12 protein-coding genes are annotated in these 13,426 nt (G+C 36.2%); 10 read left to right on the top strand and 2 right to left on the bottom strand.

What is annotated here, in order from left to right; translation table 11 throughout:
- Positions 1–80 precede the first annotated feature (80 nt).
- Together NTZ27_08620 and gpmA are read right to left on the bottom strand one after the other, a co-directional pair.
- Positions 81–1,112: a PorV/PorQ family protein gene (locus NTZ27_08620; protein ID MCX6174797.1), complete on the bottom strand. Its 1,032-nt coding sequence runs from the start codon at positions 1,110–1,112 to the stop codon at positions 81–83.
- A gap of 69 nt (positions 1,113–1,181) precedes the next feature.
- Complete coding sequence (gene gpmA / locus NTZ27_08625; GenBank protein MCX6174798.1) at positions 1,182–1,928, bottom strand: 2,3-diphosphoglycerate-dependent phosphoglycerate mutase; 747 nt, start codon at positions 1,926–1,928, stop codon at positions 1,182–1,184.
- A gap of 114 nt (positions 1,929–2,042) precedes the next feature.
- On the opposite strand from gpmA, the gene NTZ27_08630 reads away from it, so the two are divergent.
- From NTZ27_08630 to NTZ27_08675, 10 genes are all read left to right on the top strand, one after another.
- Positions 2,043–2,498 (top strand): TPM domain-containing protein, encoded by a 456-nt coding sequence (locus NTZ27_08630; protein MCX6174799.1) that lies wholly within the window; start codon positions 2,043–2,045, stop codon positions 2,496–2,498.
- Between the two features lie 69 nt (positions 2,499–2,567).
- Positions 2,568–3,506, top strand: a complete 939-nt coding sequence (locus tag NTZ27_08635) for an MBL fold metallo-hydrolase (protein ID MCX6174800.1) — start codon at positions 2,568–2,570, stop codon at positions 3,504–3,506.
- A 120-nt stretch (positions 3,507–3,626) separates the two neighbouring features.
- On the top strand, positions 3,627–4,433 hold the full coding sequence (locus NTZ27_08640) for a glycyl-radical enzyme activating protein (GenBank protein ID MCX6174801.1): 807 nt from the start codon (positions 3,627–3,629) through the stop codon (positions 4,431–4,433).
- Between the two features lie 2 nt (positions 4,434–4,435).
- Positions 4,436–6,799, top strand: coding sequence for a glycyl radical protein (locus NTZ27_08645; protein ID MCX6174802.1), 2,364 nt, complete (start codon positions 4,436–4,438; stop codon positions 6,797–6,799).
- A 151-nt stretch (positions 6,800–6,950) separates the two neighbouring features.
- Complete coding sequence (locus tag NTZ27_08650) at positions 6,951–8,345, top strand: aminopeptidase P family protein (protein MCX6174803.1); 1,395 nt, start codon at positions 6,951–6,953, stop codon at positions 8,343–8,345.
- 63 nt (positions 8,346–8,408) lie between these two features.
- Positions 8,409–9,347, top strand: a complete 939-nt coding sequence (locus NTZ27_08655; protein MCX6174804.1) for an AccI family restriction endonuclease — start codon at positions 8,409–8,411, stop codon at positions 9,345–9,347.
- Entirely contained in the window at positions 9,344–10,906 is a 1,563-nt protein-coding gene (locus tag NTZ27_08660) for an N-6 DNA methylase (protein MCX6174805.1), read from the top strand. Before NTZ27_08655 ends, NTZ27_08660 begins: the two co-directional genes overlap by 4 nt.
- Before the next feature lie 69 nt (positions 10,907–10,975).
- Complete coding sequence (locus tag NTZ27_08665; protein ID MCX6174806.1) at positions 10,976–11,902, top strand: proline dehydrogenase family protein; 927 nt, start codon at positions 10,976–10,978, stop codon at positions 11,900–11,902.
- Between the two features lie 72 nt (positions 11,903–11,974).
- Positions 11,975–12,868 carry a dihydrodipicolinate synthase family protein gene (locus NTZ27_08670; GenBank protein MCX6174807.1) on the top strand — a complete coding sequence of 298 codons (894 nt, stop codon included), beginning with the start codon at positions 11,975–11,977 and terminating at the stop codon, positions 12,866–12,868.
- A gap of 72 nt (positions 12,869–12,940) precedes the next feature.
- Complete coding sequence (locus NTZ27_08675; protein ID MCX6174808.1) at positions 12,941–13,390, top strand: hypothetical protein; 450 nt, start codon at positions 12,941–12,943, stop codon at positions 13,388–13,390.
- Positions 13,391–13,426: the final 36 nt, after the last annotated feature.

Genomic DNA, 13,426 nt, shown 5'->3' on the forward strand with positions numbered 1-13,426 from the left:
ATGGTTTAAAACGTAGAGACGACCTGTTGGGTCGTCTCAAAATTATAAATTAACGATTGCCGTGTGTCTCTACAAAAAAATTACATCCCGTCACGCATGAACTTGGGCTGTTCTAGTGTTAGGATTAACGAAATTCGGTGTGTATCCGGTAACCGTTCCGTTTCAGATTGACTAAACCGCGCAAAAGAATAATCAATTTGAAGTTTTGGTAAAGTTACACCTGCACCAACAGTAAATTGTTTTACATCATTGTATCCGGCGCGCACAGCAAAAATATTTTTATAATTGAATTCGAATCCGGCATGTGCATCAAAACTTACGGGTCCAATATTAAATGTTGAAGCTGTTTTTCTATTTTCAAAACGAAGATCAAAATCAATAGCAGGCATTATTCTTCCACCAAGAAATTTTAAAGCATATGCCGCACCAACTTTTGCTGTCGGAGAAATTAATTCATTACGTCCTGTACTCCATGCAACAAGCGTTGTAGTAATATCTTGAATATTAGCACCGAAAAATAAATTTTCCATCGGGACGTAAACAGCGCCAAGATCAAAACCAATTCCGAACGCACTGTATTCGGCAAGACTTCTCGAAATCAATTTAACATTTGCGCCCCAGTAAAAATCATCCGAGTAACGTTTTGCAAATGTTAGATACATTGCCCAATCGGTATTACTGAATTCGGAAATTTTAGAGTAATCAAGCCGGTCGGTGTGAATATCAAGAATGCCGTCACCATTTGCATCGTACAATGCATTTCGGGTATCCGGAATTCCATCAACACTTGAACGCATAATACTTATACCAAAACTCATATCTTTTCCGTAAGGAATTGCTACAGCACCGTAATTGTAGTTAACAAGACTTCCAAAATGTTCTTCGTGCATTAAAGCAACTTGTGGATAGTTAATACGTGCAAGTCCTGCGGGATTCCAGTATCCGGAAGTAACATCATTAACAATAGCAGTTTGAGCGCTACCCATAGCAAGCGCACGTCCGCCAACACCAATAGCTAAAAACTCTCCGGCATATTTGCCAATTACAGTTTGGGAATGAATTGATGTGATTGAGCAAAGGAGAAAGGATAATGCAAGAACTGATTTTTTCATGATTGCTTTCCTTCTGAATTAGTTATTGTAGAAATAACTATCTGCTTTCTCCTTTTCGTTGATACAATATTACTTTTTATCTGTTTGTTTTGCAACTGCATTAATTGCCGCATTAATTGCTTCTTGATCGCCTAGATAATAATGTTTGATCGGTTTCAAATCTTTATCAAGTTCGTAAACTAGAGGTACACCGGTTGGAATATTTAATTCGGTTATTTCAGCTTCAGTAATTTTATCAAGATATTTTACAAGCGCGCGCAAACTATTTCCGTGTGCAGCAATAATAACACGTTTTCTGCTCTTGATAGTCGGTGCGATTGTATCATGCCAATACGGTAAAAAACGATCAACTGTGAGTTTCAAACTTTCTGTTAATGGAATATCTTTCTTATCAAGATCAGCATAGCGTCGGTCTTTGCCTGGATATCTTTCATCATTTTCTTCAAGCGATGGCGGCGGAACATCGTAACTTCTTCGCCACAATTTTACTTTTTCATTACCATATTTTTCTGCCGTCTCTGCTTTGTTCAATCCTTGAAGCGCTCCGTAATGTCTTTCATTCAATCGCCACGATTTGATGACCGGAATCCATAACAGATCCAATCCCTCGAGAGTAATGTTGAGAGTTCTTATAGCTCGTTTCAAAACAGATGTAAATGCGATATCAAAAGTATAACCTTCTTGTTTAAGAACAATTCCGGCCTGTTTAGCTTCTTCCAATCCTTTTTCCGAAAGATCAACATCCGTCCAACCGGTAAAAAGATTTAGTTTATTCCATTCGCTTTCACCGTGTCTTAGTAATACTACTTTGTACATTTTTTAATTTCCATAATTGTTGTAAATGCTTTGGCAAATATAGGAAAATTTGAAAAGAGGAGAGTTTCTTTTGATTGCATCTTCTGTTATCTTTGCTGCAAAAGTGTGAGCCAAATGGATCGTCTGATTTATAATTTCTTTAGTGATGATGATTTTCTGCGCATCTCAAATAAGATCAAAGAGATGGAGAAAAATACTTCCGGGGAAATCCGCGTTGCAGTAAAAGAAAAGAAACATTTTCTCGACCGCAAAAAAAATATTCGTCAACTGGCAGAAAAGGAATTCCATAAGCTTAACATGCACAACACACGCGATAAGACCGGAATACTTCTTTATTTACTTTTGAATGAAAGACAATTCTACATACTTGCCGATAAAGGTATTCATGAAAAAGTCGGCGATGAAACTTGGCATAAAGTTCGTGATGAAATACAAGATCATTTTAAGAACGGAAATTTTCCAGAAGGATTAATTTGGGGAATTGAAAGAGTCGGTAAAATTCTTTCAAATCACTTTCCTATAAAAACAGACGATACAAACGAGCTCTCCAATGAGATCGTAATCGAATGATCTTTTCTGCAAACCGCCCACTGCTAACTGTACGGAAATTTTTTAGCTCACATCTCTGTTTATAACTTCATGAAACGAAAAGAATTTATAAAGAAAAGTTTCTTAGCCGCGGGCGCAATAATACTAGCTCCCTTATTTATTAATTCCGATTCAAAAGCAAAACCAAGTGTTAAACTAAATTATAAACCCGAACCGCATAAATGGAATGACAATGAATTAACACTTGCCTGGATCGGGCAGTCAACAGTATTAATAAATTTTTTGGGTAAGTGGATCATAACAGATCCGGTTTTATTCGAACGGATCGGTGTATATTTCTTCGGCGGTTCTATCGGTCCGGCACGACTTACGCCTCCGGCGCTTGAAGTTCATGAAATACCCAAACCGGATATTATTCTTCTTTCGCATGCACATATGGATCACATGGATTATCCAACACTAAAAACTATTGCTGAACATTATCCGAATGAAATTGATGTTATCACAGCTTACTTAACAAAAGATGTTATTAATGATCTGCCATGGAAATCACTTCACGTAATGGATTGGAATGATGAACTGATTCTTAACAATATAAGATTCAGAGCTAACGAAGTAAAACATTTCGGCTGGCGTTTTCCGTGGGAGAAAGACCGCTCGCGCGGATATTTCAAGGATGGAAGAAGCTACAACGCATATTTGATCGAATATAAAAACAAGAAAATTTTATTCGGCGGAGATACATCTTTGCAGGATAAATTCCACCAGCTAAAAAATGAAAATATCGATGTTGCACTTATGCCCATTGGCGCTTACAATCCTTGGTTAAGAAACCATTGCAATCCGGAACAAGCATTACAAATGGCAACCGAGATCAACGCAAAATATTTCATTCCGATGCACACTAAAACGTTTCAGCAGGGTGTAGAACCGTTCAACGAACCAATTGACTGGATGAAACGAATTGCTCCAAATTATAATATTAAAATCGGTCTGGAAGAAATCGGGCAGACGTTTGTTTTGTCTTAATCTCTCTGAGCTTCACTCTTCTCTCATATAATAAAAGCGGTAACTAAGTCGATTCTTTTTCTTTACACCCCTTTCAATTATATTAACCGCACAAAAAAAAATAATAACGCCCGTTTTACTGTGCAAGACAAAGGTTACATCTTTGATATAAAAAAGTTCTCGGTTAATGACGGACCGGGAATCCGCACAACCGTTTTTTTCAAAGGCTGTCCGCTCAATTGCTGGTGGTGTCATAATCCCGAATCTCAACACACAGAACCTGAAGAAGTTGATAACTGCATTTTTAGATGGAGTCTCTCACACGATCAATCACAGCGGAACAAGATAGGTTCTCAAGTTTCTGTTGATGAAGTGATGAAAGAAATCGAAAAAGATCTTCCTTTCTACGAAGAATCAAACGGAGGCGCAACCTTTTCTGGCGGTGAACCGATGCTTCAAATTGATTTTCTGCAATCGCTTCTTGCTGAATGCAAAAAGAAAGATATTAACGCCGCTGTTGATACTACCGGTTACGTACCGTTCAGTGACTTTGAAAAAATTTATGATAAAACGGATATTTTTCTTTACGATCTGAAACTCATGGATGATAAAATTCACTTTGAATATTGCGGTGTATCCAATAAACTGATTCATGAAAATCTCAAAAATCTTTCTTCCCGCGGTGATAAAATTATTTTACGTCTTCCTATTATTCCTACAATAACCGACACAGAAGAAAATATTTCTCAAACTATTTCTTTTATCTCAACATTAAAGAACATCCGCGAGATTGATCTGCTTCCCTTTCACAGCACGGCAAAATCTAAATACGAACGGATGCAAAAAGAGAACAAAGTTGTTAATTTAGTACCGCCTACAAAAGAATATATGAATGAATTAAGAAATAGATTCCTACAACTTGGCATTCCGATCAAGGTCGGAGGATAAAAATGAACGAAAAAATAAAAAAACTCAGACAGCAATCACTTGATGCAATTCCCACGCTTTCGCATGAACGTGCAAAACTTTTAACTGAATTTTACAAAAGCGGAGAGCCGCAAAAACATTCCGTTCCGGTTGCACGCGCTTTAGCTTTCAAATACCTTTTAGAGCATAAAGAACTTTGTATAAATGATGGTGAGCTTTTCGTTGGTGAAAAAGGACCTGCGCCAAAAGCAACACCGACCTATCCGGAACTCTGTGTTCACTCACAGCAAGATTTGGAAATTCTTCACAACCGCGAAAAAGTATGGTTCAAATCGAGTGATAAAACTCGTAACGTAATTCTTAATGAAGTGGCTCCTTTCTGGAAAGGAAAAAGTATTCGCGAAAAAATCTTTGAAGAAGTTGACCAAGAATGGCGCGATTCATACAAAGCCGGAATTTTCACAGAGTTTATGGAACAGCGCGCTCCGGGACATACGGTTGGCGATGATAAAATTTTTAAAAAGGGAATGCTTGATTTCAAAAAAGAGATTCAAGAAGCAATCAGCAAGTTAGATTTTTATAACGATCCGGAAGCGTTCTCAAAACGCGAAGAACTGCACGCTATGGAAATTTCTGCTGAAGCTTTAATTGCATTTGCGAAACGTTACAGCAAAAAACTTTCCGAGCTTGCTGAAACAGAAAAAGATAAACAACGCAAGAACGAACTTGAAACAATGGCAGGTATTTGCGAGCGCGTTCCGGCAAATGCACCGCGTACATTCTGGGAAGCACTTCAATATTATTGGTTCGTTCATCTAGGAGTTACAACAGAACTCAACACATGGGATTCATTCAATCCGGGACGGCTTGATCAGCATCTTTATCCATTTTATAAACGAGATATTGAAAGCGGACTGCTGAACGAAAAACAAGCGTGCGAACTTCTTCAATCATTCTGGATAAAGTTTAACAATCAACCTGCTCCCCCGAAAGTCGGTGTGACTGCACAGGAAAGTAATACTTACACGGATTTTTGTTTGATCAACATTGGCGGCGTTACTGAAAAAGGCGATGATGCATCCAACGAGATGAGCTACATACTTCTTGATACTATTGAAGAAATGCGTTTGCTTCAGCCAAGCTCGATGGTACAGGTAAGTAAAAAAAATCCGGATAAACTTTTAAGACGCGCTTTGAAAATCATTAAAACCGGTTATGGTCAGCCGTCTATCTTCAACACTGATGCGATAATTCAAGAACTAACACGGCAAGGTAAATCAATAATTGACGCACGATGCGGCGGTGCAAGCGGATGCGTTGAAGCCGATGCATTCGGAAAAGAAGCGTACATTCTTACCGGCTACTTCAACATTCCTAAAATTTTGGAAATCACTCTTCACAACGGATTAGATCCGCTAACAGAAGAACAAATTGGGTTACAAACCGGAAATCCGGAATCATTCAAATCATTTGATGAACTTTATTCTGCTTTCGAAAAACAACTCAATCATTTCATAGATATTAAGATTAAAGGAAATATCATCATCGAACGAATTTATGCTGAATACATGCCCGCACCGTTCTTATCTATATTGATTGACGATTGTATCAAGAAAGGAAAAGATTATAATGCCGGCGGAGCGCGTTACAATTCATCTTATATACAAGGAGTTGGTATAGGAACCATTACCGATTCACTTTCTTCAATCAAGTTCAACGTGTTTGATAATAAGAATTTTACAATGAGTGAAATGCTTGAACTTCTTAAATGTAATTTCGAAAACAAAAAAGAGGAGAGAGAAAAACTTTTGTTCTTTACTCCAAAGTACGGTAATGACGACGACTATGCTGATGATATATTGCGAAAAGTTTTTGAAAGTTACTTTAAAGCTGTAGATGGAAGGCCGAATACAAAAGGCGGGCATTTCAGAATTGATCTGTTGCCAACTACTTGTCACATTTATTTTGGAAGTGTTCTTGGCGCAACACCCGACGGACGTTTTGCAAAAGAACCTGTAAGCGAAGGAATTTCTCCAGTGCAAGGCGCTGACGTACATGGTCCTACTTCTGTTATTAAATCTGCATCAAAGATTGATCATCTACGGACGGGCGGAACATTGCTTAATCAAAAATTTACTCCTAACTTTCTTGAGACCGATGAGGGAATTGAAAAAGTTCTTTATCTCATCAGAACATATTTTAAGTTGGACGGACATCATATGCAGTTTAATGTTGTTAATGCAGAAACTTTGCGCGAAGCACAAAAGCATCCTGAAAAATACAGGGATCTTATTGTTCGAGTTGCCGGTTATAGTGATTACTTCGTTGATCTCGGCGAAGATTTACAGAATGAAATTATTAGAAGAACAGAACATACTGGTGCGTGAATAAATCAACAATATCATCTTGGCGAAAGTTTGCCTACCGGCAGGAGGACCAGAATCCATAAGCAATGCTGTATTACATTTACATATTAGCAAGTAAAAGAAATAGAACACTTTATTTTGGAATGACAATCATAATTGAAGGAACTACACCATGTTCAAATCAAAAACTTACATTCAACGCAGAGCAGAATTAAAAAAGAAGATCGGTAAAGGATTGATTTTGTTCCTGGGCAACAATGAAGCGCCGATGAATTATACAGATAACACTTACTCATACCGTCAGGACAGCACTTTTCTATATTACTTCGGATTGGATAGATCAGAATTAGCTGCAGTTATAGATGTTGATGAGAATAAGGAAATTGTTTTCGGAAATGATTTCTCACTCGATGATATAGTTTGGATGGGACCGCAACAAACCGTTAAACAACTTGCATCGAAATACGGAGTAAAACAAACTGCATCATTGAATGATCTTGAAACTATGTGCGCTAATGCAATTAAGCAAGGAAGAAAAATTCATTTTATTCCTCAATACCGATATGATAATGTTTTTACTTTGCACAGAATTCTTGGAATAATGTCCAGCCGTATAAATAATTTTGCTTCAACAGAATTGATTAAAGCAATCGCCGAACAGAGAATGATAAAATCCAACGAAGAACTAGCAGAGATTGAAAAAGCAATTGCAATTTCTTATCAGATGCAGACTTCTGCCATGCGTTTTGCAAGACCCGAAATGTACGAACGCGATGTAATGGGATTTATTGCCGGATTAGCAATGTCGCTTGGAAGCGGAACATCATTCCCGGTAATTTTATCACGTCACGGAGAAACTCTTCACAATCATTTTTACGGAAATAAATTTAAGAATGGCGATTTGGTTGTAAATGATTCCGGTGCAGAATCAGCTTTACATTATGCAAGTGATATAACACGCACATTTCCGGTTAACGGAAAATTTTCTCCGCGTCAAAAAGATATTTACGAAATAGTTCTTCTCTCACAGCTTGTAGCAATATCGGAAATTAAACCGGATATAAATTTTAAATCGGTTCATCTTAAAACAGCCAGAGTAATTGCAGAGGGTTTGAAAGCAGTTGGATTGATGAAAGGAAATATGAAAAATGCTGTTGAAGCCGGTGCACATGCTTTGTTCTTCCCGCATGGACTTGGACATTTAATGGGTCTTGATGTTCACGATATGGAAAATTATGGCGAGAATAATCTTGGCTATGATGAAAAAACAAAACGAAGTACACAATTCGGTTTAAAATATTTACGTTATGCAAAACCGCTTGTTCCCGGAACCGTTATTACAGTTGAACCGGGCATCTATTTCATTCCTCAGTTGATAGATAAATGGCAAGGAGAGAAAAAGTTTACTGAGTTCATCAACTACAGCAAAGTTAATCAGTACAAAAATTTCGGCGGCGTTAGAATTGAAGATGATGTTGTTGTAACAAAGAAAGGATGTCGCGTACTTGGCAAACCAATTCCTAAAGCCGTTGATGATGTTGAGGCTATAGCTTCTGACAAAATTTAACATATATGTTATTTCGATCCCGATTTGTCGGGAGAGGAATCTCAAAATTAATTTGGAGAGAATATGCATCCATTTGAAGAAGAGTTAAGTGTAAGTAAAGAAGAAATTACAATTCTACTTCAGAGTATAGGCAAAATTGAATGGTCTGATTTTTTGTTGAATCCGCGAAGATTACGTGGAAGCGACTTCTTGATGCGTTGGTCGCAAGGTGTTTGGAGCGAACACAGATTGATTGAGGCAGTGAACTCAACAAAAAAATATTTTGCTGTTCAATATGGACCAAGTAGTGCTGCACCATCAGATGATGTACGAGAATTTGAATTATACTTTGAAAGATTAGATAAAGCAGGACTAGGAAATATCAAACGACCAGATTTGTTGATCTATAAAATTGAAGACCGAGAATTTGTAGACAATTTTCTCAATGATGTTGGAGGGGAACAGGAGTTACCATTCATAAAAGAAAAAGATTTACAACCACTCATAGAAAAATCATTAATTGGTGTTGAATGTGAAAACTCGCTTTGGGTTGCGAAAGATATGCCCGCTTATGGAAGTGAACTTACCCCACAAAAAAGATTGAACGGAAAATTAGGGTTAAAAAAATCTGCCGTTCTTCCAACAATCATTGTAAAAGAAGAGGATTTAAAACCGTTAACTAGATGGCAGACAAGCAATAAAAAAACTATTCATATTTGGCATGGTTTCTATGATTTAGCTTTTGGAATCTCTTATAATAGATTAAAAAGCTTAATTTCTAGAAAGCTTATACTTCCTACTGAGCAGGTCTTTCAAGCACCCGGAGGTGCAACCACAAAAAAAATCATTTATAAAGTTTATTATCACTATGCTTATCCATTAGGGGTTTCGACGCAAGAACCAAAGTTAATACCTGCTTACATTAAAGATAAAAATGGTCATATACTCCCTTATGTAATGTTTGAAGGCGGTCAATTGAAAATTATGAACGAAGCATTAGAAGAATTAGAAAGGTTACGATGACAAATAAAGCGGTTCAATTAATTCCAACTAACTGGGACAAAAGAGAAAAGCTGAGAGAGAAAGGTCAGTTCTGGACTCCGCCATGGGTTGCAGATGCAATGGTTAGTTATGTTTTAGACAATACAAAATTAATATTTGATCCCGCAGTTGGGAGAGGCGCATTTTTAGAAGCGTTAAGAAGAACTACAAATAAAAAAATTTCTTTTTACGGAACTGATATTGACCAAGATGTTTTGCGTGATACAATTTTTAGCGATAATAATTGTTCTGTTGAAAAAAGAGATTTCATTAAGGACCCTCCGAAAAAACTTTTCAAATCAATCATTGCTAATCCACCATATATTCGTCATCATCGCATCGATAGTGCGACAAAACTTTTTTTAAAAAAACTTACTGCAAACATTACTGGATTTACATTAGATGGAAGAACAGGTTATCACATTTTCTTTTTGCTACAAGCGCTGAATCATCTTGAAGAGAATGGAAAACTTGCTTTTATCATGCCCGCGGATACGTGCGAAGGGACATTCGCAAAAAAATTATGGAACTGGATTTCAAAAAAATATGCTATTGAATGCGTCATTACTTTCGATAGTTCAGCCACTCCGTTCCCATCTGTAGATACAAATCCATTAATTTTCTTGATTAAAAAAGCAGAACCGCTGGAAAATCTTATTTGGGTTAGAGTAAATGAACCACATTCGGATGATCTGACATTGTTTATAAAAAGTAGTTTCCAAACAGGACATTACAAAACAATATCGGTTACGCAAAGAAAAATTCAGGAAGCCTTAGAAACAGGATTTTCCAGACCACAACAAAATGGGAATGGATTTAAATATCATCTTTCTGACTTTGCAAAAGTCATGCGTGGAATTGCAACCGGTTCAAACGAATTTTTCTTTTTAACAAATGACCAAGTGAAAGAATCAAAGATTCCCGAAAAGTATTTTAAATTAGCAGTGGGAAGAACTAAAGATGTCACTGGTGATATTCTCGAAACAAATGAAATCAAGAACCTTGAGTTTAAGCAACGCCCAACTCGCCTTCTTTCTATTGAAGATCATAAAGATAGTCTACCTAAGTCGGTAGTTCAGTATTTGAAACTTGGCCAAGAGATGGGCTTACCGTATAGAGCACTTATTCAACAAAGAAAACCATGGTTCAGAATGGAAAGAAGAGAAATTCCTCAAATTCTTTTTACGTATTTGGGCCGCCGGAATTCTCGGTTTATTTTAAATCAAGCCGAAGTATTACCTTTAACAGGATTTCTTTGTGTTTATCCTATTCATAAAGATGAAATATTTGTACACAATCTTTGGAAAGTGTTAAATCATCCTGATACAATTAAAAATTTGTTACTCGTTGGTAAAAGTTATGGTTCAGGTGCAATTAAAGTTGAACCAAGAAATTTAGAAAGACTCGGGATCCCAGAAGAACTTGTAGAAAAATATAAATTGGTTCGACTTCAATACAAGCAAACAAATCAATTAAGTTTATTTGTAAATGAAAAGAAAAATAGATACAGAGTAAAAAAATCAGCTAGAATTAAAACGTAACCCATAACTAATAACCTTTTTGGTTATGTCCTTTACATTACTCTATCATAAAACTAAAAGGATTCTTTAATGAGTTTATCACGCAACATTCTTCTCTGGGCTTCTGAAAATAAATGGATGCGTAAAAATGTTCCTTCTTTGGGATTTGTAAAAAGTGCTGTAAAAAAATTTATGCCCGGCGAGAAAGTTGAAGATGCTTTAAATGCTGCAAAAATTTTCCAAGATAAAACCATTCCAACAATCTTTACGAAACTTGGTGAAAATATTACCGATCTTTCCGAAGGATTAGTTGTACGTGATCATTATTTGAGATTAATAGATAAAATTGCAGAACGAAATCTTGATATTGAAATTTCCTTAAAGCTTACCCAACTTGGTTTTGATCTTTCATTTGATGAAACGTATGAAAGATTTAAAGCCATAACTAAAAAAGTAAAAGAAAAACTCGGAAATGTAATTTGGATCGATATGGAAGGCAGTGCATATACACAGAAAACAATTGAGTTTTATAAAAAAATCAGAAGTGAGTATGAAAATGTCGGTTTATGCCTTCAAGCATATCTGTACAGTACTGAAAAAGATATTTATGACCTGCTAAGTATTAATCCTTATATAAGATTGGTTAAAGGTGCATACAAAGAATCACATGAAATTGCATTCCCCAAAAAGAAAGATGTAGATCATTCTTTCTTTGAGATTTCCAAAAAATTAATGATTGCCGCCAAAGAAGAAAATATTCATGTTGCGTTTGGAACTCACGATGAAGATTTGATTTATGCTATAATTAAAGAATCAAAATATTTAGGTGTTCCTAAAAACAAAATTGAATTTCAAATGTTGTACGGTATAAAAACTAATTTCCAAAACGAATTGGTTAAACTCGGTTACAAATTAAAAGTGTTGATCAGTTACGGCGATTTCTGGTATCCATGGTACATGAGAAGATTAGCTGAGCGACCATCCAATGTTTGGTTTGTTTTAAAAAATATTTTTTAAATTATCAGACCACCCCCTTCTATTCCCCCTCCTTACTTAAGGAGGGGGACACGGGGGAGGTTAAGAGGAAACATGAAACAGTTGAAAGGCATAATGCCTCCAATAGCAACTCCATTTGTTAACGATGAAGTTGCATATGAAAAGCTGGCACAAAATTTTTCTAAGTGGAACAAAACTGGATTGAGCGGATTTGTAGTTATGGGTTCGAACGGTGAATCCGTTTTCTTAACAAGAAATGAAAAATTAAGACTTGTTGAAGAAGTGAAGAAAAATATCCCTGATGATAAATTACTGATTGCCGGTACGGGTTCAGATTCTATTAGAGAAACAATTTTATTATCGAATGATGCGGCTGAGCGCGGCGCTGATTATGTTTTAATTCTAACGCCTTCTTTTTATAAATCCGAAATGAACCCCGCAGCATATATAAAATATTTTCCCGCGGTAGCTGATAAAACAAAAATCCCGGTTATAATCTACAACGTACCAAAGTTTACCGGGGTTGATATTGAAGCCGAGACAGTAGCAAAACTTGCCGAGCATAAAAATATTGTAGGCATAAAAAACAGTTCTGAAAATATTAGACAAACCATAGAGATGATTGATCAAACACCTAAAGATTTTGCAGTAATTATTGGAACTGCCTCCGTATTGTATCCGGGTTTGGCTGCCGGAGCCGTTGGTGGAATACTTGCGCTTGCAAATATTGCACCTAATGAGTGTGTGCAGATTCAAAAATTTGTTGAAGAAAAAAAATATTCGGAAGCACTTGAATTACAGAAGAAAATGTTACCAGTGAACAAAGCTATTACATCTAAGTATGGTGTTGCCGGATTAAAAGCGGCAATGGATATGCTTGGCTATTTCGGTGGTGAACCACGAGCGCCGCTTTCGGTATTGAGTGAGCCGGATAAACTGCAGCTAAAACAAATACTAGTAACTGCAAGCTTACTAAAACAATTTTGATTGTCATCCTGAATTATGCGAAGAATTTCTAAGACGGCGGAGTAAATGATTTATTAAAATAAAGAGTTCATTATGATTCCTTATACTAAAACCATAGCAATAACTGAAATACAAAGTCAGATATCTGTAATTGATTCTATTAACCCAAGTGAACTGTTCTCAGAACAATTTGAAGACTGGAGAAAAAAAACTGAAGGTCTCCTTTCTGACATATTTAACAGCGATAGCCGCCAACTGAAAGATTTTATTAAATTAAAATTTAGGCCTAGTATTAGATTTCTGAGTACTGTTGTAAATGATCAAACAGATGTAAAATATTTTAAGGATGGTTTGAATACAGCGAAAATTCTACTCGAATCATTTATAAAAGAAATTGATAAGTATTGGCAAGATGATATCAAAGCAAACAATAAGTCGAATATAAACCTAAATGACGTTATTGAACTTAAACCAAACTTTATGGGATTTGGACTGAACATTAACGCAATTATTAAAAAATTTTTTAAGAGAAAACAGAATTAAGGAAAAATTTCAACAAGGCATAAACTGTCATAACCA

Source organism: Ignavibacteriales bacterium (genome assembly GCA_026390775.1).
In the GTDB taxonomy this organism is placed as follows: domain Bacteria; phylum Bacteroidota; class Ignavibacteria; order Ignavibacteriales; family Melioribacteraceae; genus Fen-1258.

What these genes read in the sequence shown, in the direction of transcription:
- NTZ27_08645 (MCX6174802.1), top strand. Translation starts at nt 4,436, where the DNA reads ATGAACGAAAAAATAAAAAAACTCAGACAGCAATCACTTGATGCAATT.
- gpmA (MCX6174798.1), bottom strand. Translation starts at nt 1,928, where the DNA reads ATGTACAAAGTAGTATTACTAAGACACGGTGAAAGCGAATGGAATAAA.
- NTZ27_08665 (MCX6174806.1), top strand. Translation starts at nt 10,976, where the DNA reads ATGAGTTTATCACGCAACATTCTTCTCTGGGCTTCTGAAAATAAATGG.
- NTZ27_08650 (MCX6174803.1), top strand. Translation starts at nt 6,951, where the DNA reads ATGTTCAAATCAAAAACTTACATTCAACGCAGAGCAGAATTAAAAAAG.
- NTZ27_08635 (MCX6174800.1), top strand. Translation starts at nt 2,568, where the DNA reads ATGAAACGAAAAGAATTTATAAAGAAAAGTTTCTTAGCCGCGGGCGCA.
- NTZ27_08620 (MCX6174797.1), bottom strand. Translation starts at nt 1,112, where the DNA reads ATGAAAAAATCAGTTCTTGCATTATCCTTTCTCCTTTGCTCAATCACA.
- NTZ27_08660 (MCX6174805.1), top strand. Translation starts at nt 9,344, where the DNA reads ATGACAAATAAAGCGGTTCAATTAATTCCAACTAACTGGGACAAAAGA.
- NTZ27_08655 (MCX6174804.1), top strand. Translation starts at nt 8,409, where the DNA reads ATGCATCCATTTGAAGAAGAGTTAAGTGTAAGTAAAGAAGAAATTACA.
- NTZ27_08675 (MCX6174808.1), top strand. Translation starts at nt 12,941, where the DNA reads ATGATTCCTTATACTAAAACCATAGCAATAACTGAAATACAAAGTCAG.
- NTZ27_08630 (MCX6174799.1), top strand. Translation starts at nt 2,043, where the DNA reads ATGGATCGTCTGATTTATAATTTCTTTAGTGATGATGATTTTCTGCGC.
- NTZ27_08670 (MCX6174807.1), top strand. Translation starts at nt 11,975, where the DNA reads ATGAAACAGTTGAAAGGCATAATGCCTCCAATAGCAACTCCATTTGTT.